The organism is Amycolatopsis anabasis (assembly GCF_009765355.1).
Lineage (GTDB): Bacteria > Actinomycetota > Actinomycetes > Mycobacteriales > Pseudonocardiaceae > Amycolatopsis > Amycolatopsis anabasis.
This window is the reverse complement of sequence record NZ_VTHK01000018.1, coordinates 1-19,170: the sequence shown is the minus strand read 5'-3', so window position 1 is coordinate 19,170 and position 19,170 is coordinate 1. Positions and strand designations below refer to the sequence as shown.

Genomic DNA, 19,170 nt, shown 5'->3' with positions numbered 1-19,170 from the left:
TTGATCTTCACCATTCGAACGTCGGTTGACGTGCGCAAACCCCCGGGGGAACATCGGTGCCGCACCGACCGTTGACCTGCGGGAGGCTCGCGCAGGTGACCGCTTCGACCGGACGGTACCCTGGTACGACGGGTCCCCCGTACGCAGTTGTCAACACCGTGACGGCGGATGTCACATCTACCGCCTAACCAGGGAGGGTCGAGGCCACCACGGCCGAGTCATATGGACCGGAAGCGCCTGCTCAAGAACCCACTGCTGTGGATCGTCGCGGTTTTGCTGCTCTATTTCGCGTTCTCCACCATCTTCGACGGTGACCGCGGCTACACGCAGGTGCCGACTTCGCAGGCGATCGCGCAGATCAAGTCGGGCAACGTCAAGGAAGCCAGCCTCGAGGACAAGGAGCAGAAGCTCAAGCTTCAGCTCAACAACAAGATCGATGTCGACGGGCAGCAGGTCAACCAGGTACTGACCCAGTACCCGGGGGACGCCGCCGGCCAGATCTACACCACGCTCCTCGACGCGAAGTCCGGCGGCCAGCCGCTGAAGTTCAGCACGACGGTCACCCAGCAGAACTTCCTCACCCAGCTGCTCATCTACCTGATCCCGCTCGGCATCCTGCTCGTGCTGCTCATGTGGATGATGAACAACGCGCAGGGCGGCGGAAACCGGGTGCTCAACTTCGGCAAGTCCAAGGCCAAGCAGCTGAACAAGGACATGCCGAAGACCACCTTCGGGGACGTCGCGGGGGCCGACGAGGCCGTCGAAGAGCTGTACGAGATCAAGGACTTCCTGCAGAACCCGGCGCGCTACCAGGCGCTCGGCGCGAAGATCCCGAAGGGCGTGCTGCTCTACGGGCCGCCCGGCACCGGTAAGACGCTGCTGGCCCGCGCGGTCGCGGGCGAGGCGGGCGTGCCGTTCTACACGATCTCCGGTTCCGACTTCGTCGAGATGTTCGTCGGTGTCGGCGCCTCCCGGGTGCGGGACCTGTTCGAGCAGGCCAAGCAGAACGCGCCGTGCATCATCTTCGTCGACGAGATCGACGCGGTCGGCCGCCAGCGCGGTGCCGGCCTCGGCGGCGGGCACGACGAGCGCGAGCAGACGCTGAACCAGCTGCTGGTCGAGATGGACGGCTTCGACTCGCGCGGCGGGATCATCCTGATCGCCGCGACGAACCGCCCGGACATCCTCGACCCGGCGCTGCTGCGTCCCGGCCGGTTCGACCGGCAGATCCCGGTGTCCGCCCCGGACATGCGCGGCCGCCGGGCGATCCTGCAGGTGCACTCCAAGGGCAAGCCGCTGGCCCAGGACGTCGAGCTGGACGCGCTGGCCAAGCGGACCGTGGGCATGTCCGGCGCCGATCTGGCCAACGTGATCAACGAGGCCGCGCTGCTCACCGCCCGCCAGAACGGGCACGTGATCACCAACGCGGCCCTGGAGGAGTCGGTCGACCGCGTGATCGGCGGTCCGGCGCGCAAGAGCCGGATCATCTCCGAGAAGGAGAAGAAGATCACCGCCTACCACGAGGGCGGGCACGCGCTCGCCGCGTGGGCGATGCCGGACATCGAGCCGGTGTACAAGCTGACCATCCTGCCGCGCGGGCGCACCGGCGGGCACGCCCTGCTCGTCCCCGAGGACGACAAGGAGCTGATGACCCGCTCGGAGATGATCGGGCGCCTGGTCTTCGCGATGGGTGGCCGCACGGCGGAGGAGCTCGTCTTCCACGAGCCGACCACCGGCGCCTCCGGCGACATCGAGCAGGCCACCAAGATCGCCAAGTCGATGGTCACCGAGTACGGCATGAGCGCCCGGCTGGGCGCGGTGAAGTACGGCCAGGAGCAGGGCGACCCGTTCCTCGGCCGGTCGGCCGGTCGCCAGCCGGACTACTCGCTCGAGGTCGCGCACGAGATCGACGAAGAGGTCCGCAAGCTCATCGAGACCGCGCACACCGAGGCGTGGGAGGTGCTCAACACCTACCGGGACGTCCTGGACGACCTGGTGATCGAGCTGCTGGAGAAGGAAACGCTGCAGCGCAAGGATCTCGAGCGGATCTTCGCGTCGGTGGAGAAGCGGCCGCACATCACCGTGTTCAACGAGTTCGGTGAGCGGACGCCGTCGGACAAGCCGCCGATCAAGACCCCGCGCGAGCTCGCGATGGAACGCGGCGAGCCGTGGCCCCCGCCGGGGCAGGAGAAGGAGCGCCCGGCGCTGCAGCCCGCGCCGACCCCGGTGGCCACCGCCCCGGGCGGCGGCGAGCTGCCCGGCGGCCCGCCGCATCCCAGCCCGGACCCGACGAACCCTTACGCGCCACCGGTTCCGCCCGGCGGCGGCTTCCCCAACCCGAACGGCGGGCGGCCCGGCGGCGGCCCGAACGGTTCCGGCGGCCGGGGCGGCTGGCCGCAGCCCTACGGCGGCCAGAACGGTCCGTCGGGGGCGGCCCCGGCCGGTCCGCCGAACTACGGCGCCCCGCCCGGATGGACCCCGGCGACCACGCCGAGCGGCCGGCCGCAGCCGTGGCGCCCGGCTCCGGAGGAGCAGCCCGTCGGCGAGCAGGGCTGGTTCTCGGCCACCGGCGAGGGGCAGGGCGGTCCGCCGCCGCAGCCGCCGCAGGAAGGCCAGCAGCGGCGTGCGGACGACCAGGACGGCGAAAATCGCCGCTGATCCGGCCCAGGCGGACGGGCCGGTGTTCGATCAGGCCCGTGCCGAGCAGGCCGTGCGGGAACTGCTGCTGGCCTGCGGCGAGGATCCGGACCGGGACGGGCTGCGGGAGACCCCGGAGCGGGTCGCCCGCGCCTACCGGGAGATGTTCGCCGGGCTCTACGAGGATCCCGACGCCGTCCTGGACCGGACCTTCGACGAGGCGCACGAGGAGCTGGTCCTGGTCACCGACATCCCGATGTACTCGACGTGCGAGCACCACCTGCTCTCCTTCCACGGGGTCGCGCACGTCGGGTACATCCCGAACGGGCACGGGAAGGTGACCGGGCTGTCGAAACTGGCGCGGCTGGTGGATCTCTACGCGAAACGCCCGCAGGTGCAGGAACGGCTGACCTCCCAGATCGCCGACGCGCTGGACCGGCGGCTCAAACCGCGGGGCGTGATCGTGGTGGTCGAGGCCGAGCACCTGTGCATGTCGTTGCGCGGCATCCGCAAACCCGGCGCGCGCACCACGACGTCGGCGGTCCGCGGCATTCTGCAGAGTTCGTCCCGTTCGCGGGCGGAGGCGCTGGACCTGATCAAGGGCCGCCGATGAACCCGGCACTGCCCGCGCCCGCGCGCTGCGTCGTGATGGGCGTGCTGAACGTCACCCCGGATTCGTTCTCGGACGGCGGCCGGTACTTCGGCCTCGACGACGCCCTCGCGCACGCGCACGCCATGTGGGAGCGGGGCGCGGACATCATCGACGTCGGCGGCGAATCGACCCGGCCGGGCGCGGCCCGGGTGGACGCGGAAACCGAGATCGGGCGGGTGCTGCCGGTGATCCGGGCGCTGGCCGCCGACGGGTTGCGGCTCTCGGTCGACACGACCCGGGCGGCGGTGGCCTCGGCCGCGCTCGAAGCGGGCGCGCAGGTGATCAACGACGTGTCCGGCGGCCTGGCCGATCCGGAGATGGCGAAGGTCGCCGCGGCGTCGGGCGCCCCGTACGTGCTGATGCACTGGCGCGGGCACAGCAAGGACATGAACGCGCTGGCCGCCTACACCGACGTGGTCGCCGAGGTACGCGCCGAACTGTCCGCCCGCGTCGACGAGGCACTGGCCGCCGGGGTGGCTCCGGAGTCGATCGTGCTCGATCCGGGACTCGGGTTCGCCAAGCACGCCGAACACGACTGGGCCCTGCTGCACGGGCTGGAGTCGGTGCTGTCGATGGGTTTCCCGGTGCTCGTCGGCGCCTCGCGCAAGCGGTTCCTCGGCCGACTTCTGTCCGATGTGGACGGTTCGCCGCGGCCGCCGGACGGCCGGGAGGACGCGACCGCGGCGGTGTCCGCGCTGGCCGCGGCCGCCGGTGCGTGGGGCGTGCGGGTGCACGAGGTCGGCGCGTCGCTGGACGCGGTGCTGGTGGCGGCGGCCTGGCGGCGCGGATGACCGACCGGATCACGCTGACCGGCCTGCGGGTTTTCGGGCGGCACGGGGTTTTCGAGCACGAGAAGCGGGACGGCCAGGAGTTCGTGGTGGACATCACCGCGTGGCTGGACCTCACCGAGGCGTCCCGGACCGACGAACTGCCGCGGACGCTGCACTACGGCGAGCTGGCGCAACTGGCCGCGGACATCGTCGCGGGCGAACCGTACGACCTGATCGAGAGCGTCGCCGGGAAGATCGCCGACGAGATGATGGCCGACGAGCGGCTGCACGCGGCCGAGGTGACCGTGCACAAACCGTCCGCGCCGATCCCGCTGACCTTCGACGACGTGGCGGTCACCATCCGCCGGTCGCGCAAGGGACGGCGCCGGTGACCCGCGCGGTGCTGTCGCTGGGCTCGAACCTGGGGGACCGGTTCGGGTACCTGCGGCTCGCCGTGGACGGGCTGGGCGACGCGCTGGTGGCGGTTTCCGGGGTGTACGAGACGAAACCGTGGGGCGTGGAAGACCAGCCGGACTTCCTCAACGCGGTGTGCGTCGCCGACGATCCCGCCCGGGACCACTGGGCCTGGCTGCGGACCGCGCAGGCGCTGGAACGGGCGGCGGACCGGGTGCGCGAACGGCGCTGGGGACCGCGGACGCTGGACGTGGACGTGGTGACCGTCGACGACGTGCGCTCCTCGGACCCGGAGCTCCTGCTGCCCCACCCGGGCACCCCGGACCGCGCGACCGTCCTGATCCCGTGGCTGGAAATCGACCCGGACGCCGTACTGCCCGGCCACGGCCCCGCCTCCTCGCTGCTCGCCGCCCTCCCCGCCGCCGACCGCGAAGGCGTCCACCTCCGCCCCGATCTCATCCTGCGGCCGCGATAGGAAGGGACCTTCGCTATCGATAGGCGGTAGCGAGGGAGATTTACTATCGAAATACCGGAGTAAAGGTCCCTTCCTGCCGGTTTTGGGGCGCCATGGCCGCCGGTTCGCGGGGTCGTGAGTGGCCAGACCGGTTCTAACCGGCCTAAACGCTCACGACCCCGGCCATCGGCCCCCGGGCAACCCGGTCAGGAGGCGCTCGCGCGGAGCGTGTCGACCAGCCAGAACGCGGCGGGCATCCGGGTCGGGATCGGCGGCCAGTCGTTGATGATCGCCAGCAGCTGCCAGTACCGCTCCGCCCGGGTGTCCCCGCCCGCGGCGATCCGGTCGGCCAGTTCCATCCGGTACGACGGCGCGTCGGCGTCCTGGTCCGCTCGCGCCGAGGACCGGGCGATCTCGTCGGCGAGTGCCCGGCCGGTCGCGGAATCCGGGGCCGCCCCGGCGGCCAGGGCCGCCTCGGCCCGCTCGTACCAGGTGCACCACTGCTGCCGCTGCGCTTCGGTGAACGCGGTCAGGTCCTCCCCGGCCGCCCGCGCCGCGGCGTTCGCCTCGCCCATGCCGCGGATCAGGCGGCGGAAATCCTTGTCCTGCACCAGTTCCGCCAGCTCGATCCAGGCCTCGACCTGTTCCGGGCTCGGATCGTCGGGCAGGTCCGGCTTCGCCGAGCGCATCCACGCGTAGAACTCGCCGTCGACGTCCAGGCCCTCGCTCACCTCGTCCCAGAACTCGTCGAGCAGACGCCGGCGCTCCTCGTCCGACATCGAAGCCAGCTTGTTCATCAGTTTCACGTCCTCCAGCTCGGAATCCCGTTTCGCGACCGCGCGCAGCACCGCCCGGCGCAGCCGCAGCCGCCGGATCTGCTCGTCGAGCGCCTCGACGTGCCGCTCGGCGAGCTGCGCCACGGTGGTCTCCCGGGCGAGCACGCGCTCCACGTCGGGCAGGCCGAGCCCGAGTTCGCGCAGGGTCCGGACCAGTTCGAGCCGGGCCAGCGCCCGGGTGTCGTAGAGCCGGTACCCGGCGTGCGTGCGGTCGGTGGGCGGGAGCAGCCCCTCGTCGGAGTAGAACCGGATCGTCTTCACGGGAAGCCCCGTGCGCCGCGCCAGTTCGCCGATGGTGAAGACGGTTCTCGTGCCCACGGACCTCATGCTCAACCCTCCAGTCGCTGGAGAGTCAAATATCCCACGATCCACCCCGGCCGCTCGGTACCGTGATCGCATGCACTTCACCCGGCCCCGCGACCTCTTCCTCGCTGGGCTGATCGGCCTAGCCCTTGCCTACCTTTTGTTCGAACTCGCGTACGGCTCAATTCCGCAATTACCGATTGCGGCCGGGGTGACACTGTTCGTGCTCGGACTGATCGAATGCGTGCTGGCTTTCGTCATTCGCGGCCGGATTCGCGCAGGTCGGGTGCCCGCGGTGATCGTGGTCGCCCGGTCCGTCGCACTCGCCAAGGCGTCCTCGCTCCTCGGCGCCCTGATGACCGGCGCATGGGTGGGAATTCTCATTTATCTGCTGCCGCGGCAAAGCCGCCTGCCGGCCGCCGCGAGCGATCTCCGCAGCGCCGTGGTCGGCGTCGGTTGCGCGATCGTGCTGGTAGCGGCCGCGTTGTGGCTCGAGCACTGCTGCCGCACGCCGGAGCCCGGTGACCGGGATCGCGCAAACCCGCCGACCGGTTAACGCCCGGGAGCCACCGCTCGAAGTACCGACTAGGTCTCAGACGGGTAACCAGAAGGTACGGTGTTGGGCATGACTGGCGTGGGTGACGACTCGCGCGGCCGCCGATTCGGTGGGCCGTGGCTCGTAGTCGGCTTGATCCTCGCCGTCGCGGCGACCCTCGCGCTCGTGCTCAGCAACGATATGCGATGGCTGCGTCTCGGCATCGTCGCCGCGCTCTGGGCCGCGCTGATCGGGGCCTTCCTGGCAGTGAAGTACCGCAAGCACGCCTCGAGCACCGAGGAAACGGTGGCGCAGGCGCAGGCGGTCTACGAGCTGGAGCTGGAACGCGAGATCGCCGCGCGGCGCGAGTACGAACTCGAGATCGAGGCGGAGACCCGGGACCGGGTGGAAGCCGATTCCCGGGAGGAACTCGAAGCGCTGCGCACCGAGGTGCTCGCGCTGCGGGAGAGCCTGCAGTCGCTGTTCGGCGGCGAGGTGCTCTACGAACGCGTCGCGCTCACCGCCCAGGCGACCCGGATGCGGCGGCTGGAGCAGCAGCGGATCGTGCAGGGCGCGAACGGCAAGCCCGCGCATCCGCAGATCGGCGCCGGGAACACGAAGACCGAGGACCTGCCCGAGCGCCCGACCGAGCTGATCGACCGGGTCATCGAGCAGAGCGCGCCGGAGAAGCGGCGCAAGAGCGCGGTCGAAACGCAGCTCGTGCCCGAGCCGCCACGCGCGGAGCCCAAACGTCCGGAGCCCAAGCGCGCCGAACCCCACCGGCCCGAACCGCACCGCCCGGACTCCCGCCGCCCCGAACCGCAGCGCGCGGAGAAACCGGCGGACGGCGGCCCGCCGACCCGCCGGGTGCCGGTGGGCGAACCCGCGCCCGGGAGCGCGGCCGCTCGTGCGGCACAGGCGCTCGGGCAGGCCCGCAACGAGACCACGCGCGTGCAGCGCAAACCGGCCGAGGGCAAACCCGCGGCCGCCCAGCAGAAGCCCCTGCCGCAACGCCCGGCCCAGCCAGCCCCGGAACGCCCCCGCGGCGAACCCGAGCTCACCCGGCCCGCGATGGACCGCGTGGAGCGCGGCCGCGCGGCGGCGAGCATGCCCCCGCCGCCGCGCAAACCGGAACCGGCGAAACCCGCGCGCGAACCGGAACCGCCCAGCGACCTGGCCCAAGGAATCGACCCGGACTGGAAACCGTCCTGGGAGAACGGCGGCCGCGAGAACGGCAACGGCAGCCGGGAACGCGACCGGCCGGTGCGCGACCTGTCCGCCGCGTTCGGCAGCCGGACCGGGCTGACCCCGGTGACCCCGCCCGCCGATCCGGGCAGCCGCAACGGGATCACGCCGGTGAATCCGCCCGCCGATCCCGGCAGCCGCCCCGGTTTCGCGCCGGTGCCCCCGGCCGATTCCGGTAGCCGCTCCGGGTTCCCGCCCGCGGATCAGGGCAGCCGCCCCGGGATGCCGCCCGTGCGGCCCCCGGCCGATCCGGGGAGCCGTCCGGGGTTCGCACCGGTGACCCCGCCCGCCGAAGCCGGCCGCCGCGCGCGGCCGAGCGAGCCGGAGCGCCCGGCCGCCGAGATCAGCCCGCCGTTCTCGGCCCCGCCGCCCGCCCCGAAACCGAAGCCCGAACCCGAACCGGAGCCCGAAGCCGCCGGGCGGCACGGCGCTCATCGCGCCGCCGACGACCGCGCGAGCGAATCGCGTCCGGCGATCAACCCGACGCTGCCGGAATCGGTCCGCCAGCTCCAGGCGCAGGGGCGGCCCGGTGGTCGCCGCCGCCGGGCCGCGGACGACGAGCCCGCGGCGCCGGAGCAGACGCCGTCCGCGGGCGGTGGCCGTCGCCGCCGCCCCGACGGCGAGCCGCCGTCCTGGCAGGCCGGGAACGAGCGCAACGGCTCGCGGCATTCCTCGGGGGCGGATCCGGCCGCCGCCAACGGTCACCGGACCACCGGCAGCCACGCCAAACCGGACGCGGGCGAATCGAACGGCCGCCGCTCGGCCGCGGCGCACGGCGGCCGGGGCGAGGAATCCGGTTCGCACACCGCCGGCCGCTCGGTGACCGAGCTGCTCGCCGCGCACGGTGGCGGTGAGACCACTCCGCGCCGCAGGCGGCGCGCGGAAGACTAAGGCCACCCGTAGGGTTGTCGCCCGTGAGGGGTCCAGTCAGCGTGCCCGGATCGGGCGCCGCCAGTCCGCGCGCGAAGCACCTGCGGCGGCACACGCCGCGCCGGATCACCGTCCTGCTCCCCGTGCTGGGGATGATCGCGCTGGCGCTGTGCGGGCTGCTGCTGTTCGGCCTCGCCACCGCCCGCGTGGGCGTGCTCGCGGTGGTGATCGGCGTGGTGGCCTCGCTGGTGCCGGTCGGCATCGTGGTCGCCGCGTTCCTCTGGATCGACCGCTGGGAGCCCGAACCCGCGAAACTGCTGCTGCTCGGGTTCGTCTGGGGCGCCTGCGTGGCGACGATCACCGCGCTGCTGATCAACACCACCGCCGAGGCCGTCGGCGACCTGCTGCTCGGCAGCGGGCACGGCAACAAGATCAGCGCGCTGTTCTCCGCGCCCCTGGTCGAGGAGGCGGCGAAGGGCGCGTTCGTCGCACTCGTGCTCTGGCGGCGGTCCAGCGAATTCGACGGCATCGTCGACGGGATCGTCTACGCCGGGTTCAGCGCGGCCGGGTTCGCGTTCACCGAGAACATCTACTACTTCGGCCGCGCGTTCGCGGACTACGGCTTCGGCAACGGCACCAGTCCCGGCGTGCTGGCCGCGTTCGTGCTGCGCGGGGTGCTCTCGCCGTTCACGCATCCGCTGTTCGCCGTGCTGACCGGGATCGGCCTCGGCGTCGCGGCCGGCGCGGCGAGCCGCAGGGTGAAAATCCTGGCCCCGCTCGGCGGTTACCTCGCGGCGGTGTGCCTGCACGCGCTGTGGAACGGCGCCGCGACCATCGGCGGCGCGAACACGTTCCTCAACGTCTACTTCCTGATCATGGTGCCGCTGTTCATCGGCGTGCTGATGCTCGTGCTGTGGCAACGCCGCCGCGAGCAGCGGATCGTGGCGGCCGCGTTGCCCGCGATGGCGTCGGCCCGGTGGATCGCGCCGTCCGAGGTCGAACTGCTCGCCAGCCTGCCCGGGCGGCGGGAATGGCGGCGGCAGGCGCGCAAGCAGTCCGGGCGCGCGGCGGCGAAGGCGGTCGCCGCCTACCAGGCCAGTGTGACCGAGCTCGCGTTCCTGCGGCGGGGCAAGCCGGACGCGGACCTGAAGAAACGGCAGTCGGAGTTGCTCGCGGTGCTGCGCGCTTCCCGGGCGGAAGCGGTCCGGCTCGCCGGTGGTGAGGCCCCGGGCTAGGGGCAGGCGTTCACCGGGCGGAGTGACCCGGGACGGGTGAAGCTGGTCACCTGGCCCGGGCGGGCGGCGCGCGTGGGAGCTACTCTCGCGCCGTCGTCCGGTACCCGCGGCAGAGCGGGACTGGAACGAATCGAGGAGTGTTTTTCGCCATGAGCGTCCACAGGGGCACGCCATGATGCGCCCCGCCAGGCTTGCGGTCGGCGTGGTCTCGGCCGGCCGGGTCGGCAGTGTTCTCGGAGCCGCACTCGCGCGGGCCGGCCACACCGTGGTCGCCGCGTCCGGGATCTCCACCGAATCGGTGCGCCGTGCCGAACGGCTGCTGCCGGAGGTGCCGCTGCTGCCGCCCGATCAGGTCGTCGGCCGCGCGGATCTGGTGGTGCTCGCGGTGCCCGACGACGAGCTGGCCGGTTTGGTGCGCGGGCTGGTCGCCACCGAATCGGTGCGGCCCGGGCAGATCATCGTGCACACCTCGGGTGCGCACGGCATCGCGGTGCTCGGACCGGCCGCCGACGCCGGTGCGCTGCCGCTCGCCCTGCACCCGGTGATGACGTTCACCGGCCGTCCGGAGGATCTCGATCGCATGGCCGCCTGCAGCGTCGGCATCACCGCCGCGCCCGGGGACGAGGCCGCGTGGAACGTCGGCGAGGCGCTCGTCGTGGAGATGGGCGCGGCCCCGGTGCGGGTCCCCGAATCGGCGCGGCCGCTCTACCACGCGGCACTCGCGCACGGCGCGAACCACCTCGCCACGCTCGCCGCCGACTGCGCGGAACTCTTGCGCGAAGCCGGAATCACCGATCCCGAGAAGATGCTCGAGCCCCTGCTGTCCGCGGCGCTGGACAACGCGTTGCGCCAAGGAGACCGGGCGCTCACCGGCCCGGTGGCGCGGGGCGACACCGGTACGGTCCGCGCCCATCTGCGCGTGCTCGCCGAGGAGGCGCCGGACATCGCGCCCGCGTATGTGACGCTCGCCAAACGCACCGCCGCCCGCGCGTCGGCCGCCGGACTGCTCGCACCCGACGGCGCGGCCGAGATCGGCGACCTGCTCGACCACTTCGCCGGAGGGCGGGAAACACCGTGACCGCACCGAAGTTCGTTCGCAACGAGCTGAACACCTACCAGACACCCGACGACGTGGGCCGGGTCAGCGCGGCGCTGCGCGCGGTCGGCCGCAAGGTCGCCCTGGTGCCGACCATGGGCGCGCTGCACGACGGGCACCGCGAGCTGCTGCGGCGCGCGAAGCGGGTGCCGAACACCGTGGTGGCCGCCTCGATCTTCGTGAACCCGTTGCAGTTCGGGGAGAACGAGGATTTCGACGCCTACCCGCGGCCGCTGGAGGACGATCTGGCGACGCTGACCGAAGCCGGCGCGGAGATCGCCTTCGTGCCCAAGGCCAGCGACCTCTTCACCGAGGACGCGGCGGTGACCGTGCATCCCGGCCCGCTCGGCGACGAACTCGAGGGCGCGTCCCGGCCGGGGCATTTCGCCGGGGTGCTCACCATCGTCGCCAAACTGTTCAACATCGTCCGCCCGGACTACGCGTTCTTCGGCGAAAAGGACTACCAGCAACTGGTCCTGATCAAGAAGATGGTGCGGGACCTGGACATCGGCACGCGCGTGATCGGGGTGCCGACCGTGCGGGAACCGGACGGCCTCGCGCTGTCCTCCCGCAACGTCTACCTTTCCCCGGACCAGCGGGTCGAGGCGCTCGGGCTGTCCGAGGCCCTGTCCGCCGGGGCGAAGGCCGGTATCCACGGGGCCGAAGCGGTGCTCGACGCGGCACGGGGGGCCGTCGCGAAGCGCCCCGGGGTCACCGTGGATTATCTCGACTTGCGCGGAACCGATCTTGGCCCCGCGCCCGTCGATGGGGAGGCACGCTTGTTGATCGCCGCCCGGGTTGGGAGTACCCGGCTGATCGACAACGTTCCGGTCCTGCTCGGCGCCGCGGCCGGGTACGGGCCCGAGCGGGAGAGATAGGGACGCAGGGGAACAAGGGAGAGTCCACGATGTATCGCACGATGCTGAAATCGAAGATTCACCGGGCGACCGTCACCCAGGCCGACCTGCACTACGTCGGCTCGGTGACCGTCGACGAGACCCTGATGGAAGCGGCCGACCTGCTGCCCGGCGAGCAGGTGTCCATTGTGGACGTCACGAACGGCGCGCGGCTGGAGACCTACGTGATCGCGGGTGAGCGGGACAGCGGGGTGATCGGCATCAACGGCGCCGCGGCGCATCTGGTGCACCCCGGCGACCTGGTCATCCTGATTTCCTACGGGCAGATGGAGACCGCGGAGGCGGCCACCTACCAGCCGCGGATCGTGTTCGTCGACGCGGACAACCGGATCGTCCAGCAGGGCACCGATCCGGGCGAGGCGCCCGAGGGGTCCGGCCTGATCAGCGGCACGGTCTCGCTCGGCGCGCAGGCGGATGGCGACTCCGCGGCCTTCCCGGTCGCCGAGACGGTGGACGCGGCCCGGCTGGACGCGCTGCTGCACGCCGAAAGCTGACCGGAGTTGCTGCTCGCGGTCGACGTCGGCAACACGAACATCGTGCTCGGCCTGTACTCCGGGCGCGGGGACCGGGCCGAACTGGTCCGCGACTGGCGGATGCGGACCGACGCCCAGATCACCGCCGACGAGCTCGCGCTGACCATGCGCGGGCTGCTCGGCGAGCACGCCGACGACGTCACCGGGATCAGCGCGCTGTCCACGGTTCCCGCGGTGCTGCGCGAACTGCGCGTGATGCTGGGCCGCTACTACCCCGGGGTGCCGAAGGTCGTCGTCGAACCCGGGGTGCGCACCGGCGTGCCGCTGCTGGTGGACAACCCGAAGGAGGTCGGCGCCGACCGGCTGGTGAACACCGTCGCGGCGCACCACCTGCACAACACCGCGTGCGTGGTGGTCGATTTCGGCACTTCGACCAACGTGGACGCCATTTCGGCGCGCGGCGAGTTCCTCGGCGGGGCGTTCGCGCCCGGCATCGAGATCTCGGTCGACGCGCTCGCCGCCCGCGCCGCCGCGCTGCGCAAGGTGGAACTCGTGCCGCCGCGGTCGGTGATCGGCAAGAACACCGTGGAATGCCTGCAGTCCGGGATCCTCTACGGGTTCGCGGGCCAGGTGGACGGGCTGGTGAAGCGGATCGTGCGCGAACTGTCCACCGCCGAACCGGGCCCGGTGGCCGTCCTCGCCACCGGCGGGCTCGCGCCGCTGGTCCTCGAGGAATCCGAGACGATCACCGAGCACGCCCCGGATCTGACCCTGCTCGGCCTCCGCCTGGTCTACGAACGCAACCAGCGCTAGAGCAGCTTCAGGCCGACGACTCCGGCGACGATCAGGACCAGGCACAGGATCCGGCCCGCGCTGACCGGATCGCCCAGCGCGAGCATCCCGTAGACCGCGGTGCCCAGCGCGCCGATCCCGACCCAGACCGCGTAACCCGTACCGATCGGGATGTCGCGCATCGCATACGCCAGGCCGCCCATGCTGAGCACCAGGCTGGCCACGAACAGAAGGCTGGGCCAGAGCCGGGTGAACCCCTTCGACGCGTTCAGCGCCGAAGCCCAGACGGTCTCCAGCACACCGGAAACGACGAGCACGAGCCAGGACATGAGCAAGACCTCCGCAGGGGCAACGTGGTGAAATGCCGCTCTACGCCGTCTTGTCGAAGCCGGGTACGACGTACTCGTCCGGGGCGGGAAAGGCCCGCCGACTTCCACGCTAGCACCGCTTCCGGCGGCTTCCCGGTGGCCTTCGCCACCCCCGCGCTACCGCCGGACGGCGCGGATCGCGATGGTGACGAGTGGCAGGTCGAACTCGCCGTTCGCGGTTTCCGGACGCGAGGCGAGGAACTCGCGGGCGGTGCGCAGCACGGCTTCCCGTTGCCGGGGTTCGGCGACCAGGACGTGCGAATGCGTGGACACGGTCTCGATGAGGGTCGCCGCGGTCCGCCGCTGCGCGTGCGGGAACCGGGACCGTTCGAAGGGCCGGAAGTCCGGGTGCCCGGGCAGTTCGGCGGATTCGGTCGACGGCCCGCGGCTCGCCCCGGGCCGGACCCGTCGCACGAATTCGGCCACCCAGGGCACCGAATCGTCGTCGTGGTTCCACAGCGCCACCACGGTGCCCCCGGGCCGCAGCACCCGGGCGATCTCGGTGAGCGCCGGTTCGACGTCGAACCAGTGGAACGCCTGGCCCGCGAATACCGCGTCGACTTCCGCGTCACCCAGCGGAATCCGTTCCGCCGTGCCGGAGTACGCGGGGACTTCCGGAAATCGGCGGACCAACTCGGCGCGCATCTGGTGGTCCGGTTCCACGGCCGTCACCCGGGTGCCCAGGGACAGCAGCCCCTCGGTGAGTTTGCCGGTCCCGGCGCCCAGATCGAGGACGTGGCGGACCGGAATGTCCGGAAGACCCCAGCGCACGGCGGCCACGGGATAATCGGGGCGGTGCTCGGCATAGGCGGAGGCGGTCGCCCCGAACGAGGCGGCGCGCCGGGCCCGCAGTTCCCGGTCGGATTCGGGCATGGCATCGGTCACGTCCGCAAGGTATAACGCCGCGATATTGGCTGCCTAATGGTAATCCGGTTGGCGTAGCGAATCGGGGAGTTCGTACCCTATGTCACCATGACCGATATCCCCGCCTCCGAGCGCGCGATGCCCGAAGATGACCTGCCCGAACAGATGCGGGTGCGCCGGGACAAGCGCGACCGGATAATCGCGGAGGGTATTGATCCGTATCCGGTGCAGGTCCCGCGAACGCACTCGCTCGCCGAGGTTCGCGCCGCCCATTCCGGGCTGCCCGCGGACACCGGTACCGGCGACACCGTGGGCGTCACCGGCCGGGTGATGTTCATGCGCAACACCGGAAAACTGTGCTTCGCCACATTGCGCGAAGGTGACGGTACGGAGTTGCAGGCGATGCTCAGCCTGGCCAAAGTGGGCGAGGACGCCCTGACCGCGTGGAAATCGGACGTCGATCTCGGGGACCACGTATTCGTCCAGGGCGAGGTGATCACTTCCAAACGAGGCGAGCTTTCGGTGCTGGCCGACGGCTGGCGGCTCACCTCGAAAGCGTTGCGCCCGCTGCCCGTCGCGCACAAGGAACTGGCCGAGGAAACCCGGATCCGGCAGCGTTATGTCGACCTGATCCTGCGGCCCCGGGCCCGGGACGTGGTGCGGACCCGGGCCAAGGTGGTGCGCTCGCTGCGCGATTCTTTCCACCAGCGCGGGTTCGTCGAGGTGGAAACCCCGATGTTGCAGACCCTGCACGGCGGGGCCGCGGCACGGCCTTTCGTGACCCATTCCAATGCCTTTGACCTGGACCTTTACCTGCGGATTGCGCCCGAGCTCTACCTCAAGCGATGTGTGGTCGGCGGTATCGAGAAGGTCTTCGAGATCAACCGCAACTTCCGGAACGAGGGAAGCGACTCGTCGCATTCGCCCGAGTTCGCGATGCTCGAGTTCTACGAGGCGTATGCCACCTACGACACCAATGCGGTGATGACCCGGGAGTTGATCCAGGAGGCCGCGGAAGCCGCGTTCGGTACTCAGGTCGTCACGCATGTGGATGGAACCGAGTACGACCTGTCCGGCGAATGGCGGACACTGACCATGTATGGCTCGTTGTCCGATGCGCTCGGTGAGGAAGTCACCCCGGAGACGTCGGTGCCGAAGTTGCGTTCGTTCGCCGAGGCCCGCGAGATCGAGGTGGATCCGAAACTCGGGCACGGCAAACTCGTCGAGGAACTCTGGGAACACCTGGTCGGTGACCACCTTCACGAACCGACATTCGTGCGCGATTTCCCGATCGAGACATCCCCGCTGACCAGGCAACATCGGACCGAACCGGGGGTCGCCGAGAAGTGGGATCTGTACATCCGGGGAGTCGAGCTGGCCACCGGATACTCCGAGTTGGTGGACCCCGTTGTCGAGCGGCAAAGGCTCGTCGATCAGGCCCGCCTGGCCGCCGCGGGCGATAGTGAAGCCATGCGGCTGGATGAGGATTTCTTGCGGGCCCTGGAGTACGGAATGCCACCGAGTGGCGGCGTCGGAATGGGTATCGATCGGTTGCTGATGGCGCTGACCGGCCTGGGTATCCGGGAGACCATCCTCTTCCCGCTCGTGCGGCCCGAATAACCCCGGAAGGGTGAGCTTGGGGCGGCGGAGGTTAACGGATGAGGGACTAACCGCAATCTGGATTTGCTTTTAGCGGCGATTGCGGGTACTAATGTCCATAGTCAATGGCTTCTGTCCAGGGGCTTGAGTCCCTACGATCATTCTAGCTAGCTCTAAGCAGGAGGAAACTGATGGCTCAGAAGGTCCTCGTCTCGCTGGTGGACGACCTCGACGGTTCCGAGGCTGAGGAGACCGTCGAGTTCGGTTTGGATGGCGTCAGCTACCAGATCGATCTCTCCTCGGAAAACGCTGAGGAATTGCGGGACGCCTTAGCCCAGTACGTCGAGCACGCGCGTCGCGCGGGTGGCCGCAAGCGCACCGCGATCCGCCCGACCGCCAAGGCCGCCGCTCGTCCGGCCACCGTTGACCGGGAGCAGAACCAGGCGATTCGCGCCTGGGCTCGCAAGAACGGCTACCAGGTCTCCGACCGCGGGCGTATCCCGTCCGAGGTGGTCGAGGCCTACCACAAGAAGAACTGACGCCCGAAGGCAGATTCCTGCTTCGAGTCATCACAAGGGCCGCCGGGAGCAATCCCGGCGGCCCTTGTGCTGCGCTCTTGTCGCGAGGTTGGCCAGCTTGCCAAGATTCAAACCGGTTAGTTGATGTCCGAGTTGATATTGGTATGAACGTGCCAGTTCAGGTGGCTGATTAACCGTTGCCGTACTGAGCGGGCGGGGTTCCCACCATCGCGGTGAAATCCCGGGTGAAGTGCGCCTGGTCGGTATAGCCCAGCTCCGCGGCCAGTGCCGCGTAATCAATGTCCGCCGCGGCCGAGATCCGTTGGGCCGCGTCGTTGAACCGGTACACCCGAATCGCCCACTTCGGGCTCACCCCCACATGGTCGCGGAAGAGCCGTTGCAAGGTGCGAGATGTCGTACCGCTCCGGGCGGCTAGCTGATCGACTCGGACGATTGCCGGTTCTTCGGCAATCACTTCCACTATCTCGGCGGCGTGCCGGGCCCGCTTCGGCAGGATGGGCACATTTGTGCAGAGCAGTCGATCTACCGCCGATACCATTTCCGCATCGCTCACCGCGTTCGATACAACGCGCTGAGTGCGCTCGGCTTCCGCGCCGAAGATCTCGGTAAGTGGGATCGAGGTGTCGGCAAGGGAGGAGACCGGTCTGTCCAGGAATGGGGAGAAGCAGCCGGGACGGAATCGAACGCCCAGTCCCCGCACCTCTCCTTCGAGGAGATGCGAAAAGCTTTCATGGGCCGGGCCGAACACTCCGGACGCTTTGCCGAAGAAGCTGGCGTGCACCGAAAGATTGGGCAGCACGCGCTGTTCGTGCGGTTCCTGGCCCCGCAGATCCCAGCGCAGGATCCAGTAGTACTCGACGAACTCCCGCAGGGCGGCGTCCGGGGCGTGGCGGCTGAGCGCGAATTTCGACCTGGCCAGCCGTTCGTTCAGGATTCCCTGCGGGATGCGCCGTGGCACGAGAGCCAGGCTAGCTGTCGCGTTTGTACAAGACAGCCCCTGCGCGACTGGGGCTGAATCGCTCCATGTCTGATCCGCACTTCCTCCTGCGTTCCTCGGCCGACCGCTTCCTCGAGGTCGTCCGGGCCGTCGAGCCCGGTCAGCTCGGCGCGCCGACCCCGTGCACCGAGTACGACGTGCGCGCCCTGGTCAACCACCTCCTCTACTGGGGCCCCTTCCTGGAGGCGGCCGCGCGCCGGCGGCCCGCGCCCGCGGTCGAGGGCGCGGAGCGGGAGGTGGACCTCACCGGCGGTGACTGGGCCGGGGAACTGGAGCGGCTGGTCGGCTCGATGGCCGACGCCCTCGTCCAGCCGGGCGCCCAGGAGGGCGTGGTCACCATGCACGGCAGCGAACTGCCCGCCGAAACGCTCACGCGGATGGTGCTCGGCGAATGGGTCCTGCACGGCTGGGACCTCGCCCGGGCCACCGGCCAGGCGTTCACCGTGGACGACGACCTGGCGACCGCCCTGCACGGCCCCACCGCCGAACTGGCGGAGCGGGCCCGGGCGATGAAGGTATTCGGCCCCGAGGTCCCCGTCCCCGCGTCCGCCCCGGCCTTCGACCGACTGCTCGGCCTGGTCGGCCGCGACCCCGGTTGGGGCATTCCGTCCTGAATGTGGCACGGGTCACCTCAGCGGGCTCGCCGGGGCAGGTTCACCCGGGCGACGGAACGGCCGGTCCCCAGCTGGACACGCGGTAACCGACCCGGGACAGCACGTGCCCGCCCTGCTCTGTCCGGGGTAACCGGCGTGCGCTGCTCCGCCGGAATCCGGCTACCACGTGGCCGGAGATCTCGAAAGGTGGAAATGTCCGCCGGCCTTGTTCGCGCTGAGCGGACAAGGCCTTCCGGTGGAATCCATCGCAGGTCCAGGGCGTTGTTCCAGACGTCAGGTAGCTGCGAAGACTCGAGGCCGCGCCGGGTCGTCGAGGAGCAGGCCGAGACCGAATCGGCCCCAGTGGTACGCCAGCGCGACCGCTTGGCTACTACAGTGGTCTCACGGTGCTGAATCCATCGCGACGAGATGTGATGGGGTCGGGCCGCCGGCGCAGCAGTCGAGGGAGTGGGAATGTTCGAGAGGTTCACCGACCGCGCGAGGCGGGTGGTTGTGCTGGCTCAGGAAGAAGCCAGGATGCTCAACCACAACTACATCGGCACCGAGCACATCCTTCTTGGTTTGATCCATGAGGGTGAGGGTGTCGCCGCCAAGGCGCTGGAGTCGCTGGGTATCGCGCTTGAGGGCGTCCGTCAGCAGGTCGAGGAGATCATCGGCCAGGGCCAGCAGGCCCCGAGCGGGCACATCCCCTTCACGCCGCGAGCCAAGAAGGTGCTGGAGCTGTCGCTGCGCGAGGCGCTGCAGCTCGGCCACAACTACATCGGCACCGAGCACATCCTCCTCGGTCTGATCCGCGAGGGTGAGGGTGTCGCCGCGCAGGTGCTGGTCAAGCTGGGCGCGGACCTGAACCGGGTGCGGCAGCAGGTGCTGCAGCTGCTGTCGGGTTACCAGGGCAAGGAGCCCGCCGAGGCCGGTGGCGGCCGCGGCGAGGGCACCCCGTCGTCCTCGCTGGTGCTGGAT

At 70.4% G+C, this 19,170-nt stretch carries 19 protein-coding genes, 1 pseudogene and 1 riboswitch; of the genes and pseudogenes, 16 read left to right on the top strand and 4 right to left on the bottom strand.

The window, feature by feature from the left end:
• The first annotated feature begins 222 nt into the window (after positions 1 to 222).
• Genes ftsH through folK form a run of 5 tightly spaced genes read left to right on the top strand, consistent with a single transcriptional unit; the run spans position 223 to position 4,948 of the window.
• Positions 223 to 2,658, top strand: a complete 2,436-nt coding sequence (gene ftsH / locus FXO23_RS23385; protein WP_158887552.1) for an ATP-dependent zinc metalloprotease FtsH — start codon at positions 223 to 225, stop codon at positions 2,656 to 2,658.
• Positions 2,624 to 3,250, top strand: coding sequence for a GTP cyclohydrolase I FolE (gene folE, locus FXO23_RS23380; RefSeq protein WP_246257701.1), 627 nt, complete (start codon positions 2,624 to 2,626; stop codon positions 3,248 to 3,250). The genes ftsH and folE overlap by 35 nt, the downstream gene beginning before the upstream one ends.
• Positions 3,247 to 4,080 (top strand): dihydropteroate synthase, encoded by an 834-nt coding sequence (gene folP, locus FXO23_RS23375; RefSeq protein ID WP_158887551.1) that lies wholly within the window; start codon positions 3,247 to 3,249, stop codon positions 4,078 to 4,080. Before folE ends, folP begins: the two co-directional genes overlap by 4 nt.
• Positions 4,077 to 4,451, top strand: a complete 375-nt coding sequence (folB, locus tag FXO23_RS23370; protein WP_158887550.1) for a dihydroneopterin aldolase — start codon at positions 4,077 to 4,079, stop codon at positions 4,449 to 4,451. Before folP ends, folB begins: the two co-directional genes overlap by 4 nt.
• Positions 4,448 to 4,948: a 2-amino-4-hydroxy-6-hydroxymethyldihydropteridine diphosphokinase gene (folK, locus tag FXO23_RS23365; RefSeq protein ID WP_158887549.1), complete on the top strand. Its 501-nt coding sequence runs from the start codon at positions 4,448 to 4,450 to the stop codon at positions 4,946 to 4,948. Before folB ends, folK begins: the two co-directional genes overlap by 4 nt.
• A 185-nt stretch (positions 4,949 to 5,133) precedes the next feature.
• Here folK and FXO23_RS23360 read toward each other — a convergent pair whose 3' ends face one another.
• Positions 5,134 to 6,081 carry a helix-turn-helix domain-containing protein gene (locus tag FXO23_RS23360; RefSeq protein WP_246257700.1) on the bottom strand — a complete coding sequence of 316 codons (948 nt, stop codon included), beginning with the start codon at positions 6,079 to 6,081 and terminating at the stop codon, positions 5,134 to 5,136.
• A 79-nt stretch (positions 6,082 to 6,160) separates the two neighbouring features.
• Between FXO23_RS23360 and FXO23_RS23355 the strand changes: the two genes are divergently transcribed.
• The 7 genes and pseudogenes from FXO23_RS23355 to FXO23_RS23325 all read left to right on the top strand — a co-directional run bounded on the left by FXO23_RS23355 (position 6,161) and on the right by FXO23_RS23325 (position 13,250).
• Complete coding sequence (locus tag FXO23_RS23355) at positions 6,161 to 6,622, top strand: DUF3180 domain-containing protein (RefSeq protein WP_158887547.1); 462 nt, start codon at positions 6,161 to 6,163, stop codon at positions 6,620 to 6,622.
• A gap of 69 nt (positions 6,623 to 6,691) precedes the next feature.
• A complete protein-coding gene (locus FXO23_RS23350) occupies positions 6,692 to 8,737 on the top strand; it encodes a phage holin family protein (RefSeq protein WP_158887546.1) in 2,046 nt (681 codons plus the stop codon).
• A gap of 131 nt (positions 8,738 to 8,868) precedes the next feature.
• Positions 8,869 to 9,951 carry a PrsW family intramembrane metalloprotease gene (locus tag FXO23_RS23345; RefSeq protein ID WP_158887679.1) on the top strand — a complete coding sequence of 361 codons (1,083 nt, stop codon included), beginning with the start codon at positions 8,869 to 8,871 and terminating at the stop codon, positions 9,949 to 9,951.
• A gap of 163 nt (positions 9,952 to 10,114) precedes the next feature.
• Positions 10,115 to 11,029 (top strand): annotated as a pseudogene (locus tag FXO23_RS23340) (Rossmann-like and DUF2520 domain-containing protein); the annotation flags it as partial.
• On the top strand, positions 11,026 to 11,925 hold the full coding sequence (gene panC / locus FXO23_RS23335; protein ID WP_158887544.1) for a pantoate--beta-alanine ligase: 900 nt from the start codon (positions 11,026 to 11,028) through the stop codon (positions 11,923 to 11,925). The pseudogene FXO23_RS23340 and the gene panC, both read left to right, overlap by 4 nt.
• 29 nt (positions 11,926 to 11,954) lie before the next feature.
• On the top strand, positions 11,955 to 12,458 hold the full coding sequence (panD, locus tag FXO23_RS23330) for an aspartate 1-decarboxylase (protein WP_158887543.1): 504 nt from the start codon (positions 11,955 to 11,957) through the stop codon (positions 12,456 to 12,458).
• A gap of 6 nt (positions 12,459 to 12,464) precedes the next feature.
• Positions 12,465 to 13,250: a type III pantothenate kinase gene (locus FXO23_RS23325; protein ID WP_158887542.1), complete on the top strand. Its 786-nt coding sequence runs from the start codon at positions 12,465 to 12,467 to the stop codon at positions 13,248 to 13,250.
• On the opposite strand, the gene FXO23_RS23320 is transcribed toward FXO23_RS23325, so the two are convergent.
• Together FXO23_RS23320 and FXO23_RS23315 are read right to left on the bottom strand one after the other, a co-directional pair.
• Positions 13,247 to 13,558: a DMT family transporter gene (locus tag FXO23_RS23320; protein ID WP_158887541.1), complete on the bottom strand. Its 312-nt coding sequence runs from the start codon at positions 13,556 to 13,558 to the stop codon at positions 13,247 to 13,249. The genes FXO23_RS23325 and FXO23_RS23320 overlap by 4 nt on opposite strands.
• Positions 13,559 to 13,597: 39 nt before the next feature.
• Positions 13,598 to 13,661, bottom strand: a riboswitch (guanidine-III (ykkC-III) riboswitch).
• A 53-nt stretch (positions 13,662 to 13,714) separates the two neighbouring features.
• Positions 13,715 to 14,482, bottom strand: a complete 768-nt coding sequence (locus FXO23_RS23315; RefSeq protein ID WP_158887540.1) for a class I SAM-dependent methyltransferase — start codon at positions 14,480 to 14,482, stop codon at positions 13,715 to 13,717.
• An 87-nt stretch (positions 14,483 to 14,569) separates the two neighbouring features.
• On the opposite strand from FXO23_RS23315, the gene lysS reads away from it, so the two are divergent.
• The gene (gene lysS, locus FXO23_RS23310; RefSeq protein ID WP_158887539.1) at positions 14,570 to 16,081 is read left to right on the top strand and encodes a lysine--tRNA ligase; all 1,512 of its coding nucleotides are present in this window, start codon (positions 14,570 to 14,572) and stop codon (positions 16,079 to 16,081) included.
• Between the two features lie 170 nt (positions 16,082 to 16,251).
• Positions 16,252 to 16,599 (top strand): histone-like nucleoid-structuring protein Lsr2, encoded by a 348-nt coding sequence (locus tag FXO23_RS23305; protein ID WP_158887538.1) that lies wholly within the window; start codon positions 16,252 to 16,254, stop codon positions 16,597 to 16,599.
• A 169-nt stretch (positions 16,600 to 16,768) separates the two neighbouring features.
• On the opposite strand, the gene FXO23_RS23300 is transcribed toward FXO23_RS23305, so the two are convergent.
• Entirely contained in the window at positions 16,769 to 17,557 is a 789-nt protein-coding gene (locus FXO23_RS23300) for an AraC family transcriptional regulator (RefSeq protein WP_246257698.1), read from the bottom strand.
• A gap of 65 nt (positions 17,558 to 17,622) precedes the next feature.
• Here FXO23_RS23300 and FXO23_RS23295 point away from each other — a divergent pair, with 65 nt between their 5' ends.
• Together FXO23_RS23295 and FXO23_RS23290 are read left to right on the top strand one after the other, a co-directional pair.
• Entirely contained in the window at positions 17,623 to 18,210 is a 588-nt protein-coding gene (locus FXO23_RS23295; RefSeq protein ID WP_158887537.1) for a TIGR03086 family metal-binding protein, read from the top strand.
• A 453-nt stretch (positions 18,211 to 18,663) separates the two neighbouring features.
• Positions 18,664 to 19,170, top strand: a 507-nt coding sequence (locus FXO23_RS23290) for a Clp protease N-terminal domain-containing protein (RefSeq protein WP_281356579.1), incomplete at its 3' end; no start/stop codon positions are given.